Origin of the sequence: Prochlorococcus sp. MIT 1314, from assembly GCF_034093315.1 — a bacterium.
Taxonomy (GTDB): domain Bacteria; phylum Cyanobacteriota; class Cyanobacteriia; order PCC-6307; family Cyanobiaceae; genus Prochlorococcus_A; species Prochlorococcus_A marinus_Y.
Map to the genome: position 1 here is coordinate 335,372 of NZ_CP139300.1, position 21,447 is coordinate 356,818.

General features: G+C 28.7%; 26 protein-coding genes. 18 read left to right on the forward strand and 8 right to left on the reverse strand.

Annotated features, from left to right (window positions below; translation table 11 throughout):
- Nucleotides 1-93: 93 nt before the first annotated feature.
- On the reverse strand, nt 94-462 hold the full coding sequence (locus SOI86_RS01930; protein WP_320681935.1) for a hypothetical protein: 369 nt from the start codon (nt 460-462) through the stop codon (nt 94-96).
- A 78-nt stretch (nt 463-540) separates the two neighbouring features.
- Between SOI86_RS01930 and SOI86_RS01935 the strand changes: the two genes are divergently transcribed.
- Nucleotides 541-693, forward strand: a complete 153-nt coding sequence (locus SOI86_RS01935; protein ID WP_320681936.1) for a hypothetical protein — start codon at nt 541-543, stop codon at nt 691-693.
- Nucleotides 694-695: 2 nt separating this feature from the next.
- Here SOI86_RS01935 and SOI86_RS01940 read toward each other — a convergent pair whose 3' ends face one another.
- Nucleotides 696-869, reverse strand: a complete 174-nt coding sequence (locus tag SOI86_RS01940; protein WP_320681937.1) for a hypothetical protein — start codon at nt 867-869, stop codon at nt 696-698.
- Nucleotides 870-1,033: 164 nt separating this feature from the next.
- Here SOI86_RS01940 and SOI86_RS01945 point away from each other — a divergent pair, with 164 nt between their 5' ends.
- On the forward strand, nt 1,034-1,207 hold the full coding sequence (locus SOI86_RS01945) for a hypothetical protein (RefSeq protein ID WP_320681938.1): 174 nt from the start codon (nt 1,034-1,036) through the stop codon (nt 1,205-1,207).
- A gap of 131 nt (nt 1,208-1,338) precedes the next feature.
- Here the strand turns inward: SOI86_RS01945 and SOI86_RS01950 are convergent, their stop codons facing one another.
- Entirely contained in the window at nt 1,339-1,506 is a 168-nt protein-coding gene (locus SOI86_RS01950; RefSeq protein WP_320681939.1) for a hypothetical protein, read from the reverse strand.
- Nucleotides 1,507-1,692: 186 nt separating this feature from the next.
- Here SOI86_RS01950 and SOI86_RS01955 point away from each other — a divergent pair, with 186 nt between their 5' ends.
- Nucleotides 1,693-1,863, forward strand: coding sequence for a hypothetical protein (locus tag SOI86_RS01955; RefSeq protein ID WP_320681940.1), 171 nt, complete (start codon nt 1,693-1,695; stop codon nt 1,861-1,863).
- A 67-nt stretch (nt 1,864-1,930) separates the two neighbouring features.
- Nucleotides 1,931-2,152: a hypothetical protein gene (locus tag SOI86_RS01960; RefSeq protein ID WP_320681941.1), complete on the forward strand. Its 222-nt coding sequence runs from the start codon at nt 1,931-1,933 to the stop codon at nt 2,150-2,152.
- A gap of 4 nt (nt 2,153-2,156) precedes the next feature.
- Here the strand turns inward: SOI86_RS01960 and SOI86_RS01965 are convergent, their stop codons facing one another.
- Nucleotides 2,157-2,315, reverse strand: a complete 159-nt coding sequence (locus tag SOI86_RS01965) for a hypothetical protein (protein WP_320681942.1) — start codon at nt 2,313-2,315, stop codon at nt 2,157-2,159.
- Between the two features lie 306 nt (nt 2,316-2,621).
- On the opposite strand from SOI86_RS01965, the gene SOI86_RS01970 reads away from it, so the two are divergent.
- Nucleotides 2,622-3,206 (forward strand): peroxiredoxin, encoded by a 585-nt coding sequence (locus tag SOI86_RS01970; RefSeq protein ID WP_320681943.1) that lies wholly within the window; start codon nt 2,622-2,624, stop codon nt 3,204-3,206.
- A gap of 807 nt (nt 3,207-4,013) precedes the next feature.
- Here SOI86_RS01970 and ftsH read toward each other — a convergent pair.
- Entirely contained in the window at nt 4,014-5,768 is a 1,755-nt protein-coding gene (gene ftsH, locus SOI86_RS01975) for an ATP-dependent zinc metalloprotease FtsH (RefSeq protein WP_320681944.1), read from the reverse strand.
- Between the two features lie 129 nt (nt 5,769-5,897).
- Between ftsH and rpmF the strand changes: the two genes are divergently transcribed.
- Entirely contained in the window at nt 5,898-6,068 is a 171-nt protein-coding gene (rpmF, locus tag SOI86_RS01980; protein WP_025926528.1) for a 50S ribosomal protein L32, read from the forward strand.
- A 3-nt stretch (nt 6,069-6,071) separates the two neighbouring features.
- Here the strand turns inward: rpmF and SOI86_RS01985 are convergent, their stop codons facing one another.
- Both SOI86_RS01985 and SOI86_RS01990 read right to left on the reverse strand, forming a co-directional pair.
- The gene (locus tag SOI86_RS01985; protein ID WP_320681945.1) at nt 6,072-6,398 is read right to left on the reverse strand and encodes a DUF565 domain-containing protein; all 327 of its coding nucleotides are present in this window, start codon (nt 6,396-6,398) and stop codon (nt 6,072-6,074) included.
- Nucleotides 6,385-7,149, reverse strand: a complete 765-nt coding sequence (locus SOI86_RS01990) for an HAD-IA family hydrolase (RefSeq protein ID WP_320681946.1) — start codon at nt 7,147-7,149, stop codon at nt 6,385-6,387. The genes SOI86_RS01985 and SOI86_RS01990 overlap by 14 nt, the downstream gene beginning before the upstream one ends.
- Nucleotides 7,150-7,319: 170 nt before the next feature.
- On the opposite strand from SOI86_RS01990, the gene SOI86_RS01995 reads away from it, so the two are divergent.
- The 10 genes from SOI86_RS01995 to fmt all read left to right on the forward strand — a co-directional run bounded on the left by SOI86_RS01995 (nt 7,320) and on the right by fmt (nt 16,758).
- Nucleotides 7,320-7,667, forward strand: a complete 348-nt coding sequence (locus SOI86_RS01995) for a YkgJ family cysteine cluster protein (protein WP_320681947.1) — start codon at nt 7,320-7,322, stop codon at nt 7,665-7,667.
- Nucleotides 7,664-7,990, forward strand: coding sequence for a TMEM165/GDT1 family protein (locus SOI86_RS02000; protein WP_320681948.1), 327 nt, complete (start codon nt 7,664-7,666; stop codon nt 7,988-7,990). The genes SOI86_RS01995 and SOI86_RS02000 overlap by 4 nt, the downstream gene beginning before the upstream one ends.
- Entirely contained in the window at nt 7,991-8,293 is a 303-nt protein-coding gene (locus SOI86_RS02005) for a TMEM165/GDT1 family protein (RefSeq protein WP_320681949.1), read from the forward strand. It begins immediately after the preceding gene.
- Nucleotides 8,294-8,367: 74 nt separating this feature from the next.
- Nucleotides 8,368-10,593 (forward strand): S1 RNA-binding domain-containing protein, encoded by a 2,226-nt coding sequence (locus SOI86_RS02010; RefSeq protein ID WP_320681950.1) that lies wholly within the window; start codon nt 8,368-8,370, stop codon nt 10,591-10,593.
- Between the two features lie 59 nt (nt 10,594-10,652).
- A complete protein-coding gene (locus SOI86_RS02015) occupies nt 10,653-11,096 on the forward strand; it encodes a hypothetical protein (RefSeq protein ID WP_320681951.1) in 444 nt (147 codons plus the stop codon).
- A gap of 68 nt (nt 11,097-11,164) precedes the next feature.
- The gene (locus SOI86_RS02020; RefSeq protein ID WP_320681952.1) at nt 11,165-11,710 is read left to right on the forward strand and encodes a DUF2996 domain-containing protein; all 546 of its coding nucleotides are present in this window, start codon (nt 11,165-11,167) and stop codon (nt 11,708-11,710) included.
- A gap of 80 nt (nt 11,711-11,790) precedes the next feature.
- Nucleotides 11,791-12,963 (forward strand): magnesium-protoporphyrin IX monomethyl ester (oxidative) cyclase, encoded by a 1,173-nt coding sequence (acsF, locus tag SOI86_RS02025; protein ID WP_320681953.1) that lies wholly within the window; start codon nt 11,791-11,793, stop codon nt 12,961-12,963.
- Between the two features lie 31 nt (nt 12,964-12,994).
- Nucleotides 12,995-14,419 carry a TldD/PmbA family protein gene (locus SOI86_RS02030; RefSeq protein WP_320681954.1) on the forward strand — a complete coding sequence of 475 codons (1,425 nt, stop codon included), beginning with the start codon at nt 12,995-12,997 and terminating at the stop codon, nt 14,417-14,419.
- Nucleotides 14,420-14,422: 3 nt separating this feature from the next.
- Nucleotides 14,423-15,775 (forward strand): TldD/PmbA family protein, encoded by a 1,353-nt coding sequence (locus tag SOI86_RS02035; protein ID WP_320681955.1) that lies wholly within the window; start codon nt 14,423-14,425, stop codon nt 15,773-15,775.
- Nucleotides 15,772-16,758 carry a methionyl-tRNA formyltransferase gene (gene fmt / locus SOI86_RS02040; protein ID WP_320681956.1) on the forward strand — a complete coding sequence of 329 codons (987 nt, stop codon included), beginning with the start codon at nt 15,772-15,774 and terminating at the stop codon, nt 16,756-16,758. The genes SOI86_RS02035 and fmt overlap by 4 nt, the downstream gene beginning before the upstream one ends.
- Here fmt and SOI86_RS02045 read toward each other — a convergent pair.
- Complete coding sequence (locus SOI86_RS02045; RefSeq protein ID WP_320681957.1) at nt 16,755-17,465, reverse strand: TerC family protein; 711 nt, start codon at nt 17,463-17,465, stop codon at nt 16,755-16,757. The genes fmt and SOI86_RS02045 overlap by 4 nt on opposite strands.
- Before the next feature lie 74 nt (nt 17,466-17,539).
- On the opposite strand from SOI86_RS02045, the gene mfd reads away from it, so the two are divergent.
- Both mfd and SOI86_RS02055 read left to right on the forward strand, forming a co-directional pair.
- Complete coding sequence (mfd, locus tag SOI86_RS02050; protein WP_320681958.1) at nt 17,540-21,052, forward strand: transcription-repair coupling factor; 3,513 nt, start codon at nt 17,540-17,542, stop codon at nt 21,050-21,052.
- Between the two features lie 71 nt (nt 21,053-21,123).
- Nucleotides 21,124-21,285, forward strand: coding sequence for a hypothetical protein (locus SOI86_RS02055; RefSeq protein WP_320681959.1), 162 nt, complete (start codon nt 21,124-21,126; stop codon nt 21,283-21,285).
- The last annotated feature ends 162 nt before the right edge of the window (nt 21,286-21,447 follow it).

Genomic DNA, 21,447 nt, shown 5'->3' on the forward strand with positions numbered 1-21,447 from the left:
TTTTTTAGCAATTGTTTAGAAATATTTTCAAAATACTTTACTTAATTCCCACATAAAAAAAGCTAATGCATAAGAGAATTAAAAGTGTGACACTTAATTTCCTAAAATATCCTTATTTTGCTTCATGATTTTTTTAAAGTACTTAAACTCTATATATTCATGCATCAATTTAATATCATAGGAAAATAATTCTTTATTTACTGTATAAGAATCACTATTACTTGGTGATTTATTATTTTCATAAAAATGTTTTTGTTCAAAGGAATCATTAAAGAAATCCAATTTATAACTTGTTTTAGAAGAACTTGACTCGCTTAATACTCCTCTAGACCTTAATGCTTCTTCAACCAATAATCCAGTAACTTTTGACTGACTAAATTCATTAGCGCTACATAATTTATCAATAATACTGTGAACTTCTTCACTCGGCAAAAACCCAATTCTTTTTCTCTGAGAGGGCATAATAAATAAATTTTAAGTGTCACACTTGCACATTATAAGTGTTGCACTATATTTGATTTAAGTCAACTAATTTAAGTTATGCATATTTTGATATTGCCTGCAGGATTTATTCTCTGGTATTTAGCTTATGAAGCCAAGCCAATAATTAATGATGAAGTAACACTTCGTTGGGAAGAGAACAACATAAATAAAAGAAACAAACTTTTAGATATAATTAATAACAGCTTTTAAAACTAACCTTCAACAAATTTTGACCATTCCTTGTGCTTATTATCTAGATCAGAGATCAACTGTTTTTGATAAGTATATTTGAGCTGATTTTCGTTAAGAGATTTTTTTGTAATAATCATCTCTTTGGAGAAAAAATTAGGATTGTTAGAACTATCAATATTCTTTTTGATATCCATCTAAAAAAATTATTAATCTATTATTCTTATATGATTTAACAACCTTTAGTCTTAATTTTTTCATATTTTTTTTATATTTCCTTAATACTTCTTTTAGCCAGTTTGTAAAAATTATTTATTTAATAATTAAAACAGGCTATATTAAAGAAAATATAAACTTAACTATGAATCTTAAGGAGAGAGGCATAACTGTTGGAGATTTACTAATCATATTAATAATAATTCTGACTACTACAATATTAATTAAAACATTTAACAAGGATAAGAAAACAACACTTAATCAAAGTAATCAAGAAAGAATATCTTATATCGAAACTTTGTCATCAAAAATTTATTAAAGCAACTTGCCTTTAAAATAATGTCTAATTTTTTATACGTAGTTATTATTTAGAACAATTAATTAATTTATTTAACTATTACTTAACGTCTTTTTTTAATTTCAAATAACGACATTTATACAAAAAGTTACTTAAAGAAATGTATTGGAACTTTCCCACATTAAATTATCTTTTAAATCATTTATGTCATTTGATAAAGAAACTAAATTGACCATCTGGAGAATTTGACTTTTATTTAGCCTTTCTATCGCTATAAGTTTATTAAGCATTTCTAAAACATATTTATCATTAATATTCATTATTAGTATTGCAAAAAATATTATGTTTTATTTCTCTTATTCTATCTTAGAAATTAAAAACCCTAAAAATTTTTTATATATTTAATACTGAATATTAAAATCAATCAAATTCAAAATCTTAAGTAATTAGTAAAAATCAGTAACTCACTTTCTTATAAATTCGTTTATCTTAAAAGAAAAAATCAAATGAAAAAAGATTCTAGTAAAGAATACCTTAATAAAGAGGAGGTAAATGAGATGATTGAATCAGCAATTAGGAGACACAATAGAAGATCTACAATAATTTCAAGTATACTTGGCTGGATCTTAATAGGGGGCTATTCATTTGGCCTTTTTCAAGCTGTACAAAACGTCTAAACAAAGATCACCCTAAAAACAGAGTAACTGAGATGATAGATTAATATTTAATTTAGGATTTACTATTATGAGGGAGTATATTGAAGAAAATTTAACTGTTATTAGACAACATTTAAAAAAAAGAAAAAAGCTTATCTCAAAGTTGAATAAAAAATCAATAATGGAAGAATTCAAAGAGTGGAGTAAGGATCCTATTCCAAAAACAGAATCAATATGGACTTTACCTGATTTGACAAGAAATGAAAGATTAAAAAATTTTTGTCGCTCGATTAATAAAGAAATAAGATAATTTATCAACTATTTAGTTGAATATTATTTATTTTTAAGTAAAAATAGCCAGCAAAACCAACTATATTTAACAATGCAACAAAAATCCAAGCTCCAATTGGCTGCTCAGAATCGAACTTTTTTATTTTAATTTTATTCTTTAGCCTTTCAATGTAATTAGCCATATTAAAAATAATTGAAAAAAAAGAATAATACCTATTATAAAGATTTGAATTTAAAGGAATCTTAAATAAAAAAAAATTTCCTTTAATTTGAATTTTTATTTTCAAGCCTATTAATAGGATATTTAATTAATTCCTTTTTGAGATTTTTTAAAAGTTTATTATGATTGAATATTGTAAACTTCCTAGTGAAGGAATAATGCCATTTCATTGAATTTTAAAAAACTTGCTAATTTATTGTTATTAAAATTATAATAGGAATTACGGTCAATTAGACCATACATAATTCAAATAAGGACAAATTTTTTCATGAGCTTACGAGTTGGACAAGAAGCACCAAATTTCAGTGCTACAGCAGTATATGATCAAGAGTTTAAGGAGATTACACTTTCAGATCTAAGAGGTAAGTGGGTTGTTTTATTCTTTTACCCATTAGACTTTACATTTGTATGTCCAACCGAGATAACTGCATTTAGTGATAGATATAATGATTTCTCATCACTTAATACAGAAATACTTGGAGTATCAGTTGATAGCAAACACTGCCATTTGGCTTGGATACAAACTCCGCGAAATGAGGGTGGAATAGGTGATATTAACTATCCATTAGTTTCTGATTTAAAAAGAGAAATTTGCCAGGCATACAATGTATTAAATGATGATGGAGAGGCAGATAGAGGTTTATTTCTCATCAACCCAGAAGGAGTAATTATGCATACAACTGTAAATAAAGCACCTGTAGGCAGAAATGTGGATGAAACACTTAGAATCCTACAAGGATATCAATACGTGGCAGCAAACCCAGATGAAGTTTGTCCGGCGAACTGGACACCTGGTGAAAAAACAATGCTAGAAGACCCAAAAGGTAGTAAAGAATATTTTTCAGCGCTATAAAAAGATTTATAATTTTTAAGCGAGTGCGGAGTAGTAAACAATTATAAAAAAATAAAAAAATAAAATTTTCAAAATTGGACTAAAGTTTCCCACTTGGGGTATGTGAATTAACCAATCGCTCAGATTGCTTTTATAGGATAGAAAAGACCAAATAAAATAAGATATTTCTATTGTGATTAGGATAAAAACATTAATTAAATTAATATTATCTAATGCATAATATTTATAGATATAAAACTGATCATCTAATTTAATATTATTAATTTGTAGATACCAAATAAAGAAAGAAATTAAAATAAAATTTACTAATATCAATTTCTTAAATAAAAGCCTAGATTTCTTGAATATTAATAATAGAGATATAAAAAACATGAAAATGCTCAACTGAATAACATCAGGTTGTTTTAATTTAATATCTTTGATAAATAAATTAGTTAGAAGATCAAAATTTATATAAAAATAATCAGCTATTAAGTACGAGAGAAATATCAAAATTACCGCTACTAAAAATAATAAAGCTTTCCCTTTTATTATTTTTTTTGTATTAATTTCATTCTTATTAAACTTATAGTACGTAAAGTTATTTAATGAGTTTAAACATATCAGCGATGGGCAGATAGTCCCGCTCAGATAATAAAGAATTGAATAAAAAGAAATATTATTAATATTAAATAAATACAAATTAAACCACTGCTTTTGAACAAATGGGAGAATAAGCAAAAAAGTAAGAGTAATTATTAACGTTGTGGAGTTGTTTTTAATTATCAAGAATAATATTTTATTTTTATTTAATTTAAAACAATTAAATCAAACTTTCAACAAATCAGAAGTTATCAATTTAAATAATTGTTTATCTATAGTTTCTTCGTTTAAAAGTGTATCAACTAATTTATCAAGTAAAATTCTATTTTTTTTCAATATTTCTATTGAATTATTTAACGAAATCTTAGAAATATTCATGATTTCTCTATCAATCCTAGAACTAGTATTCTCAGCTATTAAAGACTTTCTTCTAAATAATCCTTCTCCCATAAAAATATCACTATTTTCAGGGTTCATTGAAATTGGACCAATAATTGAAAATCCATATTTTGTAACCATTTCTCTTATGATATTTGTCGCATAAGAAATGTCGTTTATAGAGCATTGTGTAATTTCACTTTTACCAAAAACTATTATTTCCGCAGCACGTCCTGCAAGAGAAATTTCAATTTTTGAAAATAAGAATTTTTTTGAAATCAAGCCACTTGAAATTGCATCTTCATCTGGACAAATTTTTGTATAGCCTCCTAGAGAACCAGATCTAGGTAAAATAGTAATTTTATCTACTGATTCAATTCCATTTCTCACAGCTGAGACAATAGCTCTCCCTATTTCATTATAAGCAATAATTTTTTTCATATTAGGAGAAGTTATTAATGATGTTCTAAGTCCAATAGTAATTTTATCTAGAGCGTTTTCTATATGAAAATCACTTATAAATTTGGATTCATTTCTTGCACAATGAATAGCACTCTCATTCATCAAGTTTGCAAGATCTGCTCCAGAAAAACCAACCGTTCTAGTAGCCCAATATCCTAAGTCAACCTCGCTTGAAAGCGGTTTTGAAAGAGAATGAACTGAAAGAATTTTTTTTCTACCATTTAAATCTGGAAGCATTACTTCTATTTTTCTATCAAATCTTCCTGGTCTTAATAACGCTGCATCTAATATATCTGGTCTATTTGTGGCTGCTAAAACAATAATCCCTGAATTATCAGCAAAACCATCTAATTCAGTTAAAAGCTGATTAAGAGTTTGCTCTCTTTCATCATTTCCACCTCCTATCCCAGAGCCTCTTTGTCTACCAATTGAATCAATTTCATCAATGAAGATTATACAAGGAGATTTTTCTTTTGCCTTAGCGAAAAGATCTCGTACACGACTTGCACCAACACCAACAAAAAGTTCTACAAACTCTGATGCTGCTATTGAGAGAAAAGGCACTCCCGATTCACCAGCAATAGCTTTAGCCAATAATGTTTTACCAGTTCCAGGTGGGCCAATTAAAAGAACTCCTTTAGGAACTTTTGCTCCAAGATTTTCAAACCTTTTTGGTTCCTTCAAGAAGGTTATTACCTCTTTTAATTCTTCAGCGGCTTCAGGAACACCAGCTACATCATCAAATCTCGTATCAACATCATCAATAGTTATAAATTTAGCTTGATTTTTGCTAAAACCAAAAGCTCTAGAAGCTAATTTTGATGTACTCCTGAAAATTAAAACTATTGATAATATAAAAATAAGGAAAAGACTAATTGAGGCAAATGAATTAGCTGCAACAGATTCTTTTTTACTATTGTTAATGGTAAGTTCTACTTTATTTTCAGTAGCCTTTTCAAGGATTAATTGATCATTATAAAGTATAGGGATTTTGAATTTATCACCATTTTTATACAAAACATCTATTTCTCTCTGTCTAGGGTAGAAAAATATAGATTCTATATTTCCCGTTTCTATATCTTCTAGAAGATCTGAATAACTTGATTTAGATTTTGAATATGAGAATTTTGGTCTAAACACTAATCTTTATAAGTGATTTATAAAGCATATAAGCTTATTTAAAAAATTGAGGTATATACAAAATATACTCAAATATTTTGGAGATAACCACTTAAAGGTTATATTATTATATGTAGATATAGAAGATGAATGGCTGTACCAAAGAAGAAAAAATCAAAGAGCAAAAGAAATCAGAGACATGCTGTCTGGAAGGGGAAAGCAGCATTAGCGGCTCAAAAGGCTATTTCTTTAGGCAAATCAGTCTTAACTGGGAAAGCTCAAGGTTTTGTTTACCCTATTGAAGAAGAGGAAGAAGAATAATTATTATGATCCTAATTTAAATGCCTCAAGGATAACAGCATAGACTGCACCGATTCGTAATTTGTCAACTACGGACCAAAGATTATAAAATTTTGAACTTGAGGAAGGCTTAATTCTTATAATAATTTCAATAATCAGAATAATTATTGGTACCATAATTAACTCATTTTTACCTTCAGATATAAATTTTGTAAGAAAATTTGCAAACAAAAAATAACCTGTTAAAACAGAAATTAAACCAATAGATTTTGACCTCCAAGTATCACTTAGAAAACCAAATAATAAATTATTTAATTGATAAGTAATTCTTGAAAAATTAGTTTTTTGCATCGCTAATTTTCATTAAATAATCATTGAGAAAACTATAGTCAACATATGGTGTTTTAAGTTTAGGACCTTTAATTACATTTGCCACATTGTTCTCATCACCTAGACTGTCTAAAATACAATCTAATTTAATATTTTCCTCAAGAACTATTGGGATATTAGAAGGAACAAAAATTGTCGGCAGGTTAGCTGCTAAGGCAGATATCAATCCTGGATTGGAGTCTTCAAAAACTATTGAGTTATTTTTTTTAATGCCACTTAATTTAACTGCCTTTAAATAAGGTAATGGATTTGGTTTCTTTAATTCAACGTCCTCACTTGAAATAATGAACTCAAATGGATTGAAACCATTAAATAAGTATTTAATAAGTAAATCAACTTGCTTTCTAGAACTTGAAGTAACAATAAATTGCCTTATTTTTTTGCTATGTAATTCATTTATTAATCTAAAAACTCCAGTTTTAAAGTTAACGCAATTTTTTTTTATAATTTCTAAATAGTGAAACTGTTTCTTTTCATGGATTTTGATAATTAAATCATCTGATAAATCATCATCGTTTGATTTAGAATAGTAGGCAATTCTATTTTTGCCTCCGTTAATTCTCAAAAGCTGGATATATTTATTAGTTTCCCAATTCCAATTTAAACCAAAGTCCTTAAAAGCTAGATTAAAAGCAGGTAAATGAGCTTCTAATTCTGTATTTGCGATAGTACCATCTAAATCCCAATAAACACCCTCGAGATTAGTATTCACAAAGGAGATTATTTATTTCTAAAAAATACTAGAGCAATTATTGCTGGTCCTGATAGCGCAACTACGCCTAATACAATAAGATTTGCCATGATAATGAATATGTTTTGTGATACTATTTTTACAAATAAATGAAAGAACTGTACCGATACGTTACAAGATTGAATTAAATTATGAAATCATGGACATGTATAGAAAATTGTGGAGCTTGTTGTAAATTCGACTTGAACGAAAGAAGCGACTTGGCTGACAAACTTAACAAAGAAGATATTGCTTTGATAAATTCAATGACTGCTAAAGACGGATGGTGTAAAAATTTGGACAGAGAAAATAAAAAATGCTTAATTTACGAAACTAGACCCCACTTTTGCAGGGTGAATCAATTCTCAATTGCATTTAAAGGATATTTGAATTCTGGTGATAAATTTCTTATAGATTGTTGCAAACAGCATATTTCTTCAAATTATGGATACAAAAGTAAAGAGATGAAAAGTTTTAAAATGGCAATTTCAGGTAAATGAATAGTAAATCAGAAAAAAAAGAGAGCAAAATAGAAAAAAGTTTCTTATCTATATTTATTACAACATTTACAACAATTTTTATTGCTGAACTTGGCGATAAAACTCAGATAGCTACTTTAATGCTTTCTGCTGAATCGGGTAAGCCAATAATTGTTTTTCTTGGAAGTTCTCTTGCTTTGATAAGCTCTAGTTTGGTAGGAGTTCTTATTGGTAAATGGTTGTCAAAAAAAATATCTCCAAGCAAATTTGCTTTATTTACAGGTGCTTTAATGATAATAATAAGTTTGTTTTTGACCTATGATACATTCAGAAATTATTTATAAATGGTTTTAAGTTTATTACTATCAACATTTCTAACCATTTTTATAGCTGAATTAGGTGACAAAACACAACTAGCTACTTTAACTATAAGCGGCACTTCAAATAAACCATTGGCAGTATTTTTAGGTTCTTCTTCAGCTCTTATCATTGCAAGTTTACTTGGAGCTTTGACAGGTGGTTCTATGTCAAGTTTTTTACCCGAGGTGGTTCTTAAATCAATAGCTGCCATTACATTTTTTATTATTGGTATAAAGCTTTTTATAAACTCATTCACAATCGACAAAGAAGACAAAGAAAATAATTAGGTTTAAGCTTGGATAATAAGGTGTAATAATGGAGAGTATACAATCTAATTAATTTATAATTTTCCATCTATACTATGTTCACAACATCGTCAATAATTGATAATCTAAATCAGTCAGAGGGATTAGAATATAAAAAATTATGCAGATCATTAAAAATAACAAAGAAATCCGATAAAGATAAATTAGATATCGCTTTAACAGCTCTTGAGAAACTTGAAATAATAAATAAAAATGCAGATAATGAATATACCTGCACAAAAGATAGCAATCATATTGTCGCCAAAATAAGGTGTAGTAGCAAAGGTTATTGCTTTGCCGTAAGGGAGAAAAATAAAGAAGATATCTACATTAAAGAAAATCTACTTAATTATGCATGGAATGGAGACAAAGTTTTAGTAAGGATAATAAAGGAGGGATATAGAAGAAGATCCCCTGAAGGAATAGTTGATTGTATTCTTGAAAGATCAAATCAAATACTTCTTTCTAAAGTTGAAAAAATAAATAATGATGTATATGCCATTCCTATCGATGATAGGATTCTCTCTAAAATAAAACTTCCAAAAGAGGATAAGAAATACATCTATAAGCCAGAGAATAAGAATATAGTTAAAGTTGAGATCGAAAGATTCCCCATAGGTCAAGACGAAGGATTAGGCCATGTTATACAAGAACTACAACTAAATAATAATGAGGAATTAGATACAGATTTTGTTTTATCAAAAAGCAATATCTTCAAGTTAGGCAATGAAAACCTTATTGAATCTAAGAAGATAGAAAAAAGGGAAAGAATAGACTTATCAGATAAAAATTCTTACTTGTTCAAAAGTTGGAATTCTGATAATTCCCCAATGCTCCCAATGATTCAAATAGAGCCGGGAAAAGATAGAAGTAATAAATTATGGTTACATACAAATAATCTTGCAGAAAGAGTAGAGCTAAATGGTAGAAAATCCTTAGAACTATTCTTTAATGGCTTTGAATCACTACCCTTGTTGAATAATTGGCAAAACTACATTAGTGAAAACATAAGAAAATCTTGTGAATTTAACTTAGGCGAAAAGAATGAAGCAATAAGCCTCTGTTTGCATCTAAATAGTGATAATGAAATAACTAAATGGTCATTTCATCTTACATTAGTAAAATGCTCTCTTATTGTTGGAAGTGATCATACTGACGCCCTCCTTTCCAGAAAAAGTAAAACCAGAATAACCTCAAGGTTATTAAAACCTATAAAGGAATATGTAGAGGATTTAGATAAAATACTGGAAATTTCAACTTCATTCAGAGAAAGACATCTCTTAGAAGGCAAGGTTGAAATCCCTATGCCACTAAATAAAATAGAATCATTAGATGAATTTTTTATTCATAACCCAGTTGATTATTCAAAAGGATATTTTGAACCTTTAAATAAACAAGATTGCCAAACATACCTTTCCCCAATACTGCATGAAGCGAATTTAATATGGTTTAAACATTCAAATCAATATGGCTTAAAAAGTGCTGGATACTTATCTAAGGGATTAGATTACATTAATACAAATGAAATTATCAAATATTCAGAATTTGTCGATAAAGATATAGAGCTAAATGAAGATGGCAATTTATCATTTAGTCAAGTAATTAAGTCATGCGGCGATGATGATGATAAAAAAAGAATCTTACATAAACTTTTAATTAATGAATTTAAGGAATATGAATTAAGCCTGATTTCTAAAAATACAGATAATGATGAATCAGAAAAACAATATATTTCTCCATGGACAATGCCTGGATATGAATTCACTAACCTTATCAACCAGTACTGTATTTTCAATATGATAATAAATGGGAAGAAATCAAAGAAAAATAATATTAAAAATATAAATATAGTTGAAAGTAATTCATGGAAGTTAGTAAATTGGGATATATTTAATTCATCAATTTCAAAAAATATAGATACATTATTTAATAAGTTTGTAATAGATAAAGTTAATGAATATAAGGATAAAGTAAACCAATATAAATCTAATATGATAAGTCTAAAAAAAGTAAGAAAGGCAGAAAAATTATTAGGCAATATTTATAGTGGGTTTATTTTGTCAGTACAAAGTTATGGATTTTTTGTAGATTTATCAGAACTAAATGTTGAAGGCCTTGTTCACGTAAGCACTCTTAATAATGATTGGTATGAATATAGATCAAGACAAAATCTTTTAATTGGAAGGAAATCCAAGAAATCATATAAGGTGGGTGATGAAATAAAAGTTAAAATTATAAAGGTCGATATTCTTAAATATCAAATTGATTTAGAATTAACATAAATAAATTTCACTTTACAGTATGAAAATATTAACCAAAAAAATGAAGATAACTTTTTAGTATGATTTTCAAGAAAAATTTTTTATTATTAACTTTTTTTTTAATAATAATCTTTCAAACTTTTTTATATACGAATAATAATCATAAGACAACATTTAGATACTTTAAATGGACTGTCCAAGAAGTAAGTATAGGTAAGTTAATCAGTATTTCATTTTTTTCTGGTTTATTTATAAGCACGTTATTAAATACTACAATTAATAGTCCTAAAAAAAATACTTTCGAAAATATTGAAGAAAATTATAAACCTCTAAATAATGATGAAGATTTGAAATCTAATATTGATATGCCACCACAAAGGGACATTAGAGATGCTCAACCAACAATATCTGTTAATTATAGGGTAGTAAAAAATATTGAAGAAAATAATTTAAAAAGGGATAAAAATTATTCAAATGAGCCCAATAATAATGACGACTGGGATAATGATGATAATGATTGGTAGAAATCTACATGATTTAAGTAATAAAAAATGGTTTTTTAATTTATAATAAGTATATATTGTGTTTTTTTATGGAAGAAAATTTAGAAAAAAATAATGAAATATCTAACAATAATAATAAATCTAACTCTGAGGAAATAAAAGAATGTACCTCAGAGAAAGTTATCAATATGAACGAAAATAATTCTTCTAAAGTTGATAAAAAAAATGAAAATGATACACCCACTAAAACTATTCCTAAACCCAAAAAAGAACTTCCTATAGAGAAAAAGCCATTCCAAGAATTTATTAATATTCATTTGATTCCTGCTTTAATAGAAGAAATTAATCATAGGGGTTTAGAAATAAACAATATCAATCTCAAAAACACCAATAGACCTATTGCTGGAGATAAATGTTGGGTAATAAATTGTGAAATTAAAGATACTTGCAGCTTTTGGCTATCTTTTGAAAAGGAGGACATAAGTTCATTAAAAAGTATTTCTTTATCAAAACCAAATCAAGAACCTAGCATTATTGAATCATTCCTTATTGATGAAAAAAGAATAACCCTTAAATTAATTATTTCAAGAGTATTGCAGAGGTTAAATGGACAAAAATTAATAGGGGTTAATTAAAGAAACAATAACACCTAGTTAACTTTTCCCTCGAAAATACAAATCATAGTAAATAATAGTATTAATAAATAAAATCAAAGATGACTCAATCAACTATTGAATCAAAAAATAAAAAAGAAATTAATAATGGAAAGGTACCTGCAAAGGAAACTATTTTGTCTCCAAGGTTCTACACAACAGACTTTGAGGCAATGGAAAATATGGATTTATCAATAAACGAGGAGGAATTGGAAGCTATATGTGAGGAATTTAGGAAAGATTACAATAGGCATCATTTTGTAAGAAATAGTGAATTTGAAGGTGCTGCAGAAAAATTAGATCCTGAAACGAGAGAGCTTTTTGTTGATTTTCTCGAGGGAAGTTGTACATCAGAATTCTCAGGTTTTTTACTTTATAAGGAACTTAGCAAGAGGATTAAAGACAAAAACCCTCTTCTTGCTGAATGTTTTGCTCATATGGCCAGAGATGAAGCTAGACATGCAGGATTTTTGAATAAATCAATGAGTGACTTTGGACTGCAGTTAGATTTAGGTTTTTTAACAGCCAATAAAGATTACACTTACTTCCCACCAAGAAGTATTTTTTACGCCACTTATTTATCTGAAAAAATAGGCTATTGGAGATACATAGCAATTTATAGGCATCTCGAAAAGAATCCAGATAGCAAGATTTTTCCACTATTTAATTACTTTGAGAATTGGTGTCAAGATGAAAATAGGCATGGTGATTTCTTTGACGCCTTAATGAAAGCACAACCACGTACCGTTAAATCATTAAGCCAAAAAATTACTATTGGGGGCTCTACCTTTACACATCCACTATTTGACTATTTCCATAGATTTAGATACTTTTTGAACAATCTTCCATTAACATCCAAGTTATGGTCGAGGTTTTTCCTACTTGCTGTGTTTGCAACTATGTATGCAAGGGATCTGGGAATCAAAAAGGATTTCTACGCATCTTTAGGATTAGATGCTAAAGATTACGACCAGTATGTTATTAATAAAACAAATGAAACTTCTGCTAGAGTTTTTCCTGTAGTACTAGACGTTTATGATAAATCTTTTTATGGAAGATTAGATAAAATAGTAGAAAATAATAAGGTTCTTTCCGATATTGCAAACAGTGATGGAAATAAAGTATCTAAAACTTTTAAAAAATTACCTAAATATTTATCAAACGGTTACCATTTATTAAGACTATACTTATTAAAACCTCTTGATAGTAAAGATTTCCAACCTTCGATTAGATAATCTTTTATACAGAGAAGATTTATAACCTCAAATGCTTTCGTCACAAATCAAATCAAATGAAATAGTTTTTGGAAGTTGCAATAAAGATTTATTAGAAGAAATTATTTTCTATGGGATTGGACTTGGGGCTGATTTTGTAGAAATATTCATAGAGAATACAGACAACTCAAGTGTATTAGCTGAAGAAGATTTTATTACAAGTGTAAGTCCATCATTTGGAAGGGGTGCTGGTATTAGAATCTTTAAAGAAGAAAAGGATGGATTTGTAAGTACAAATGATTTAACAAAGCACGGCTTGATGAGATCGGTATCTCAGGCTATTGAAATGTTAGACATAACAGACAACAAAAAAGGAGAAGTATTTAACGGTTTAAATAAACATAGGGACTATAGTTTATCCAAGAAAAAATGGATTAATGAGATACCATCGATATATGAGATAAGTGAAAAACTATTAGTCAGCACAAAGTCTCTTAAAAAGAATAATAAAATAATAACTAGAAAAGGAAGTTACTCAAGAAATCTGCAAGAGGTTATTATAGCTTCCAGCGATGGAACCTATGTTTCAGATATTAGGTTGCATCAAACAGTTGGACTCAACGTAATTGCTAGTGATGCCCAATATAGATCTAGTGGAAGTAGAAGATTTGGATCGTCAGGAATGCCTAATGAATTCAGATTATGGGATCACGAAAAAGCAGCTAATGATGTATTTGAAAGTTCAATGAATATGTTGTATGCAGATTATGTTGATGCGGGACAAATGCCTGTTGTATTAGCTAATAAGTTTGGTGGCGTTATATTCCACGAAGCCTGCGGTCACTTACTTGAAACTACTCAAATAGAGAGAGGAACAACACCATTTGCGAATAAATTGAATGAAAAAATTGCACATGAATCTGTAACAGCAATTGATGAAGGGATTTCAGAAGGATCCTTTGGTTCATTATCAGTAGATGATGAAGGTATGGAACCAGAAAAATCAGTTCTGATAAAAAATGGAATTTTAAAAAAATTTATATCAGACAGGGCGGGTGAATTAAGAACTGGCCATAAAAGGACAGGGAGTGGAAGAAGACAAAATTATTCTTTTGCTGCAGCTTCAAGAATGAGAAATACTTATATAGCTAAAGGTGAGCACTCCAAAGAAGATTTAATAAATAGTATTAGTGATGGCCTTTACTGCAAATCAATGGGTGGCGGCAGTGTAGGCGCCACAGGACAATTTAATTTTGCGGTAGAAGAAGGATATCTTATTAAAAATGGGAAATTAACTAATCCAGTAAAGGGAGCAACTTTGATTGGTGAGGCTAAAGAAGTTATGCCAAAAATATCAATGTGCGGAAATGATCTGGAATTAGCTCCTGGATTCTGTGGATCCATTAGTGGAAGTGTCAACGTAACTGTTGGCCAACCTCATATTAAGGTTGATTCAATCACTGTTGGAGGAAGATAGGATATGAATTCAAAAGAAATTACAACACAAATCTCCAAAGCTGCAGATTTCCTAAATCTTAAAAAATGGGATTATGGGGCAAGCTTTTCTAATGATTATTCTGTGCAAGTAGATAAAGGTGAGGCTAAACAACTTAAGGCATCACAAAAGCAAATTTTAACTTTAAGAGTTTGGAACGAATCTAATTTAGTTGGTATTACAACAACAAGTGATATCAGTGAATCTGGTATTAAAAAGGCTCTAAATCAAGCAAATATTGCATCTGATTTTGGCAACAAGAATGAAAGAACGGAATTCTCACCACTAGCCAAGGATCCTATTGAAGTTAAGGATGCAAAAAAAAGAAATCCTGTTGGAATTAAAAAATTACTTACGCTTTTAAGAGAAGCAGAAGTAAAACTATTAGAAAGTCATGAATCCATAAAATCTGTTCCATATAATGGTCTATCTGAGAGTTTTTATGAAAGAGTTTATGCAAATAGTGATGGTGCCTTTCGGAGTTATACCAAAAGTCAAGCTGCACTTTATCTATATGCAAGAGCAGAGGAGAAAGATAAGAAACCTCGTAGCTCAGGTTCCGTAAAACTTGGATATGGAGTTGAAGATATTGATATAGAGTCGTGTATTAAAGACGCTTCTAATAAAACAATTTCTCATTTAAATTATTCATCTATTAAAACTGATAAATATTTAATATGTTTTTCCCCAGAGTCTTTTTTAACGATTATTAATGCCTTTAGTTCAATGTTTAATGCTAGAAGCATTTTAGATGGAGTTAGCTTATCTAATAAAAATTCTATTGGAGAGAAACTATCTACAGAAGCACTTAATATTTATGATGATGGTCTTCACGAAAAGAATATTTCTTCATCACCATTTGATGGAGAGGGAACTCCTACCAAAAGACTATGTATAATTAACAAAGGGCGAATTGAAAATTTTATACATTCTGAATCAACTGCAAGAATATTTAAAACAATCCCCACAGGCCACGCTGGACTAGGATCAAAAGTTTCAGTATCTCCTGATTGGATAGTAGTTGAGAAATCAGAGGAAAACATTGATCTCAAAACATCATTAAATCACTCTACTTATGAGGGAGAATTTGTTTATATTGAAGAACTAAATGCAATCCATGCAGGTGTCCGAGCGAGTCAAGGTTCATTCTCTCTTCCATTTGATGGATGGCTTTATAAAAACGGTACAAAAATTTCAATAGAATCTGCAACTGTCGCAGGTGATATTAAATATCTTTTGAAAAATATCGTAAATATCGAATCAAACCAAGAGGTAACAACAAATGGGATTTCTCCACATATATGGGTAGATGAATTATCAATAACTGGTGACGCGTGAGAATTGTATTCTGGGGTACACCTGAATATTCACTTGCCAGCCTTGATATTTTTATTAAATCTAAACACGAGGTAATTGCAGTAGTTAGCCAACCGGATAAGAAAAGGTCTAGGGGAAATAAATTAATATCTTCACCTGTTAAAAACTTTGCCGAGCAAGAATCTATAAAAGTTTATACTCCAGACAAAATCAGGGACAATATACATTTTATCAATGAACTTAAATCACTATCTTGTGATTTATTTATTGTTATAGCTTATGGGAAAATTTTACCCAAAGAGATATTGGAAATTCCAAAACTTGGTTGTTGGAATGCACATGCTTCATTACTTCCAAGATGGCGTGGTGCTGCTCCAATCCAATGGTCCCTAATGAAAGGCGATGAATCTACTGGAGTAGGAATTATGAAAATGAATGAGGGACTAGATACTGGCGATTTATTGTTGGAAGAAAAAATTAAAATCGATAATAATGATAATTTAAATACACTTACAGAAAAACTTAGTATTTTATCTGCAAAATTATTTTTAAATGCCACATCTTTACTCGAAGATAATATTAATAAAAAAATAAATACTCAATTAACAAAACAAAATACTCTTGGAAGAGAAATATCATACGCAAGAATGATTGAAAAATCAGACTTTAACGTTAATTGGGGTAATGAGGCAAATAAAATTTCTAGACAAATAAAAGCTTTATACCCGCGAGCAAATACAACTTTTAGAGGTAAGAACCTAAAAATAATTAAAATCAAAGTTTTGAGTAGTGATGAAATTAAGAATGAAAAATACATTTTCATGAACAACTATTCAAAACCAGGTATTATTCTTGCTGTCATAGAAAATAAAGGAATAATAATTTCAACTGAAACTGATCCGATTATTTTGTTAGAAGCAAAACTTGAAGGCAAAAACATATCTAGCAAAAATCAATTGATACAACAGTTAAAGCCATCAGTAGGTGAATATCTCTCAGATTAAGTTTTAGATTCTTTTTTAGAGAATCCCCAAATGAAAGCAAAAAGAATCAAGATATAAAAATAATAGTCTGGAAGAATAGACTCTTTAATTAAAGTATTTAGTAAAAGCTTAATCCCAACAATTAAAATTGCTACGTAACCGGCTTTTTCTAATCTAGAAAATATATCCAAAAGTTTTAGAAAAATCCCCGATGTAAATCTTAATGCTAATACTCCAATTACTGCTCCAAATATAATTAATATGTATTGATCGCTGATAGCTACCGCTGTAGTAATACTGTCTATGGAAAATGCAAAATCAGTAATTGAAAGAAGAGCAACAACCCTTAAGAACCTAAAATTTTTTTTATTATTATCTGTGCCATTTTCAGCGTTTTCTATATCTGAATTTAAAAAAACATTAGAGAAAAATAAGTATATTAAATAAAAACCAGCAAAAACCCTAATAAGGGTAAACTTTAGAAGAACATTAGATAATATGATGAGAATAATTCTAAATAATAAAGATATTGTTATACCAATATTTAGGGCTCTTGACCTTAATTCTGAACTGTCGAGGGATTTAGTAAGAGAAGCTAGTGCCACAGCATTATCAGCCGATAATAATAATTCCAGAGCAATTAATATTGGTAAAAGTGTAATGATTTCGTACCAACTGTCTACTTGATCTAGTGTGGGTATAAAAGAATTTATTGCAGCTGAATCCATCAAATATTATTCACAATCAGTATAAAATCTAATATAATGGATCGGTTATTTGTAATCAAGATTGATAACTATAAATGAGTTTAAATACTTTAGTTGATTATATTTCGAACTCACAAATTACATCTGAATTAATAAAAAGAATTTCAAAAAATAAAGAATTAAATATTGTTGGTTCAAGTAGATATGCAAAATCAATAATCTTAGATAGCATCGCAAAAAAAGAGAAAAAGAATATATTATTAATTTGTCCTAATGTAGAAATTGCATACAAATGGATTGGATATTTTGAAAGTATAAATGCTAGAGAAGTTTTATATTATCCACCAACAGAGCATCTACCATACGCCACAATTAATAAATCCAAAGAGATTGAATTTACCCAGCTTACTGTTTTATCCAAATTAATAAAAAAAGAGAAAAAGGAACTTAATATTGTTATCTCTACAGAGAGGTCACTACAACCTCATCTAATAAATAAAAACTTAGTAATTGAAAACAAATTAGATTTGCAAAAAGGGGTTCAAATTGAGATTCAAGAATTAGCAAATAAACTTACTATGCTGGGATATACAAAAGAAAATATAACTTCTTCAGAAGGATTTTGGAGTAGGAGAGGGGAAATAATAGATATTTATCCTGTCAATAATGAGTTTCCTATAAGAATAGAATTTTTTGATAATGTAATTGAAAAGATAAGAGAATATGATCCAAATACACAAAAAACACTAGAAAGTATCAATAATATTGAAATAATACAGGCTGGATTTGATTTACTAATAAAAGATAAGTTAAATAATTTATCCGAGAACAGTGTTTTTAATTCAAAAGAAATAAATAAAAATAATCTTGATCGTTATTTAGGAGTAATTGAAAAAGAGCCCTCAAATATAATAGATTTCATTAATAAGGAGACAATTATCGTAATTGATGAAATAGAGGATTGTAAAAAATTTGCAAATAATTGGTATCTAGATTCAGAAAATAATTTTGATAATTGTAAAAACGAATTAAACGAAAATTTAAAAAATAATAGTATTTATTTCGAAGCCACACCTAATTTGCATTTAAAGTTTGAAGAAGTATTAAATTCACTTCGAAATTTAAAATTAATCAAATTATATGAATTTGAATCAAAAGAAAATATTAATAATAGATTTCTATTAAACGATAAAAGATTAAATTCATATTCTAAAAACATAGGAAAATTATCTAATGATATAAATAAAAATATAGAAAATAAAGATAAAGTATGGATATTATCTGCTCAACCATTAAGGACTAGAACATTACTTTTTGAGCACGAATGTAATACAAATTTTTTAAATAATCCTAATGATATTGATGAAGCATTTAAGTCAATTAATAAGTCCACTCCATTAATTATAAAAAATAAGAATAATTATGAAATCGAGGGTTTTTATCTTCCAATATGGAAAATTGTCCTAATAACAGATAAAGAAATATTTTCACAACAATCTCTTTTTAATAATGTATTCATAAGAAGAAAGAAAAGAAGTGTCAACTCAAATATAAATGTTAATAAGATTAGTCCGGGAGATTTTATAGTTCATAAGAATCACGGAATAGGACAATTTATAAAAATAGAAAAAATTAATATAACTGGAGATTCAAGAGATTATTTAGTTATTCAGTATCAAGATGGGAAAATAAGTGTTGCAGCTGATCAACTCGGTAGTGTTAATAGATATAGATCAAGCGGAAATATAAAGCCAAAAATAAATAAATTAGGAGGAACAGAGTGGGTAAGAATAAAAGATAAAAACAAGAAGCTAATCAAAAAAGTTGCTATCGATATTTTAAAACTTTATGCGAAGAGAGAGAAACTTAAGGGACATATTTATCCAGAAGATGGACCATGGCAAAACGAATTAGAGGAATCATTCCCTTATCAACCAACGCCTGATCAAATTACTGCTGTAAAAGAAATTAAATCAGATATGGAAAGCGATAAGCCAATGGATAGATTAGTCTGTGGAGATGTTGGCTTTGGAAAAACAGAGGTTGCTGTTAGAGCTATTTTCAAGGCTATAACATCAGGCAAACAGGCAATATTATTAGCTCCTACAACAATCCTAGCTCAGCAACATTGGAGAACAATAAATAATAGATTTTCACCTTACCCAATAAAAGTTTCATTACTCAATAGATTCAAAACCCTTAATGAGAGAAAGGAGATCTATGCAGGATTAAAAAATAACAAAATTGATTTAGTAGTTGCAACACACCAAATATTAGGAAAAGAAATAGAAATTAAAAATTTAGGACTACTCGTTATTGATGAAGAACAAAGATTTGGAGTAAAGCAAAAAGAGAAAATTAAAAAAATTAAAAACAATATTGACGTTTTAACTCTTTCTGCAACTCCTATTCCAAGAACTCTTTATATGAGCTTATCTGGACTTAGACAAATGAGCTTACTAAATACTCCTCCTCCATCACGAAGATCGATTAAAACATATTTATCTGAAATAGATATGGACGTAATACGAACAGCAATAAGTCAAGAACTTGATAGGGGAGGTCAAATATTTTATGTTCTTCCAAGGATTTCTGATATTGAACAGGCTGTAAGTAAATTAAGAAACATGTTTTCGAACTTAAAATTTATTGTTGCACATGGACAAATGAATGAAACAGAGCTTGAGAATGCAATGATCGCTTTCAATAATGGCGAAGTAGATCTTATGATATGCACAACAATAATTGAAAGTGGATTAGACATCCCGAAAGTAAATACAATTATTATTGAGGACTCTCATAAATTTGGACTTTCACAACTATATCAACTAAGAGGAAGAGTTGGAAGAAGCGGAGTACAAGCTCATGCCTGGTTATTCTATCCAAATATAAATAAAATCAATGATGCTGCAAAACAAAGATTAAAAGCGATAAAAGACTTTTCGGAACTAGGAAGTGGATACCAACTTGCAATGAAAGATATGGAAATAAGAGGAGTTGGAAGTTTACTAGGAGAAGAACAAAGTGGGAAAGTTAATGCTATTGGCTATGATTTGTACATTGAAATGCTCCACGAGGCTATTTCAGAAATAAGTGGACAAGAAATACCAGAAGTTAGTGACACACAAATTGATCTCCCAATAAATGCATTTATACCTGCAACATGGATATTAAACCGAGAAGAAAAGCTTGACGCTTATAAATCTGCTACTGAATGTTCTAATAGTAATGAATTAACTGAATTAGCTACAGACTGGTTAAATAGATATGGAACCTTGCCCAAACCTGTTGAAGCATTAATTATGTTAATGAGACTGAAATTACTAGCTAAAAGATGCGGTTTTAACAAAATAAAACTTAAAAAACCAAACATACTTATAGAGACAAAATTAAAGAAATCTACTTTCTTAACACTTAAAAATTCATTACCAAGTAGTGTTCAAAATAAATTTAATTTTGATGAAGGTGAACTAATTTCAATAATAACTATAAGGGGTTTAGGAGTTACTGAAATTCAAAATCAAATAGATCAATTAATGTTTTGGTTTGGGTTATTTGTAAAAGAAATAAATAATTTTGACAAAGATCTTCTAAGTAAAAAAGAATAAATTATTAAATAATTAATTAAAATCCGCGAAAGAGTTTAATTTCGGTTAGGTTTAAAAAAAATTTTTATTAAATGGGTGAATATATAGACGTCGGAATTCAAAATTCTATTTTACCATTATCAATAATCTTGTCATCAATTGTACTTGGTCTTTACGCTCTGTTGGGAGTAGAAACAGAAAATGACGATGATGATTCTGATTCAGGAAGTGGCGGTCTAATGCAGCCTATCTGAAATTACTTATAACTGATTGCACTTTTTTTCTTTTAGCGATCCTAAATATTCTATAAAAAGATCCTATCAATAAAAACACAGTAATCACCGAAGAAATAAAAATAAAAACAACCAAAAATATTTGGTAGAGATTGAAAGTAAGATCAATAAACAACAAAAAAG

Excerpts from the sequence above, each read along its gene's own strand:
- SOI86_RS01930 (WP_320681935.1), bottom strand. The coding sequence starts at position 462 with ATGCCCTCTCAGAGAAAAAGAATTGGGTTTTTGCCGAGTGAAGAAGTT.
- SOI86_RS02005 (WP_320681949.1), top strand. The coding sequence starts at position 7,991 with ATGGTTTTAAGTTTATTACTATCAACATTTCTAACCATTTTTATAGCT.
- SOI86_RS02015 (WP_320681951.1), top strand. The coding sequence starts at position 10,653 with ATGATTTTCAAGAAAAATTTTTTATTATTAACTTTTTTTTTAATAATA.
- SOI86_RS02000 (WP_320681948.1), top strand. The coding sequence starts at position 7,664 with ATGAATAGTAAATCAGAAAAAAAAGAGAGCAAAATAGAAAAAAGTTTC.
- SOI86_RS02035 (WP_320681955.1), top strand. The coding sequence starts at position 14,423 with ATGAATTCAAAAGAAATTACAACACAAATCTCCAAAGCTGCAGATTTC.
- SOI86_RS01960 (WP_320681941.1), top strand. The coding sequence starts at position 1,931 with ATGAGGGAGTATATTGAAGAAAATTTAACTGTTATTAGACAACATTTA.
- SOI86_RS01945 (WP_320681938.1), top strand. The coding sequence starts at position 1,034 with ATGAATCTTAAGGAGAGAGGCATAACTGTTGGAGATTTACTAATCATA.
- SOI86_RS01995 (WP_320681947.1), top strand. The coding sequence starts at position 7,320 with ATGAAATCATGGACATGTATAGAAAATTGTGGAGCTTGTTGTAAATTC.
- mfd (WP_320681958.1), top strand. The coding sequence starts at position 17,540 with ATGAGTTTAAATACTTTAGTTGATTATATTTCGAACTCACAAATTACA.
- SOI86_RS01955 (WP_320681940.1), top strand. The coding sequence starts at position 1,693 with ATGAAAAAAGATTCTAGTAAAGAATACCTTAATAAAGAGGAGGTAAAT.
- SOI86_RS01935 (WP_320681936.1), top strand. The coding sequence starts at position 541 with ATGCATATTTTGATATTGCCTGCAGGATTTATTCTCTGGTATTTAGCT.
- SOI86_RS01965 (WP_320681942.1), bottom strand. The coding sequence starts at position 2,315 with ATGGCTAATTACATTGAAAGGCTAAAGAATAAAATTAAAATAAAAAAG.
- SOI86_RS02055 (WP_320681959.1), top strand. The coding sequence starts at position 21,124 with ATGGGTGAATATATAGACGTCGGAATTCAAAATTCTATTTTACCATTA.
- SOI86_RS02020 (WP_320681952.1), top strand. The coding sequence starts at position 11,165 with ATGGAAGAAAATTTAGAAAAAAATAATGAAATATCTAACAATAATAAT.
- SOI86_RS01970 (WP_320681943.1), top strand. The coding sequence starts at position 2,622 with ATGAGCTTACGAGTTGGACAAGAAGCACCAAATTTCAGTGCTACAGCA.
- SOI86_RS01940 (WP_320681937.1), bottom strand. The coding sequence starts at position 869 with ATGGATATCAAAAAGAATATTGATAGTTCTAACAATCCTAATTTTTTC.
- SOI86_RS02010 (WP_320681950.1), top strand. The coding sequence starts at position 8,368 with ATGTTCACAACATCGTCAATAATTGATAATCTAAATCAGTCAGAGGGA.
- SOI86_RS02045 (WP_320681957.1), bottom strand. The coding sequence starts at position 17,465 with ATGGATTCAGCTGCAATAAATTCTTTTATACCCACACTAGATCAAGTA.
- SOI86_RS01950 (WP_320681939.1), bottom strand. The coding sequence starts at position 1,506 with ATGAATATTAATGATAAATATGTTTTAGAAATGCTTAATAAACTTATA.
- acsF (WP_320681953.1), top strand. The coding sequence starts at position 11,791 with ATGACTCAATCAACTATTGAATCAAAAAATAAAAAAGAAATTAATAAT.
- SOI86_RS02030 (WP_320681954.1), top strand. The coding sequence starts at position 12,995 with ATGCTTTCGTCACAAATCAAATCAAATGAAATAGTTTTTGGAAGTTGC.
- rpmF (WP_025926528.1), top strand. The coding sequence starts at position 5,898 with ATGGCTGTACCAAAGAAGAAAAAATCAAAGAGCAAAAGAAATCAGAGA.
- SOI86_RS01985 (WP_320681945.1), bottom strand. The coding sequence starts at position 6,398 with ATGCAAAAAACTAATTTTTCAAGAATTACTTATCAATTAAATAATTTA.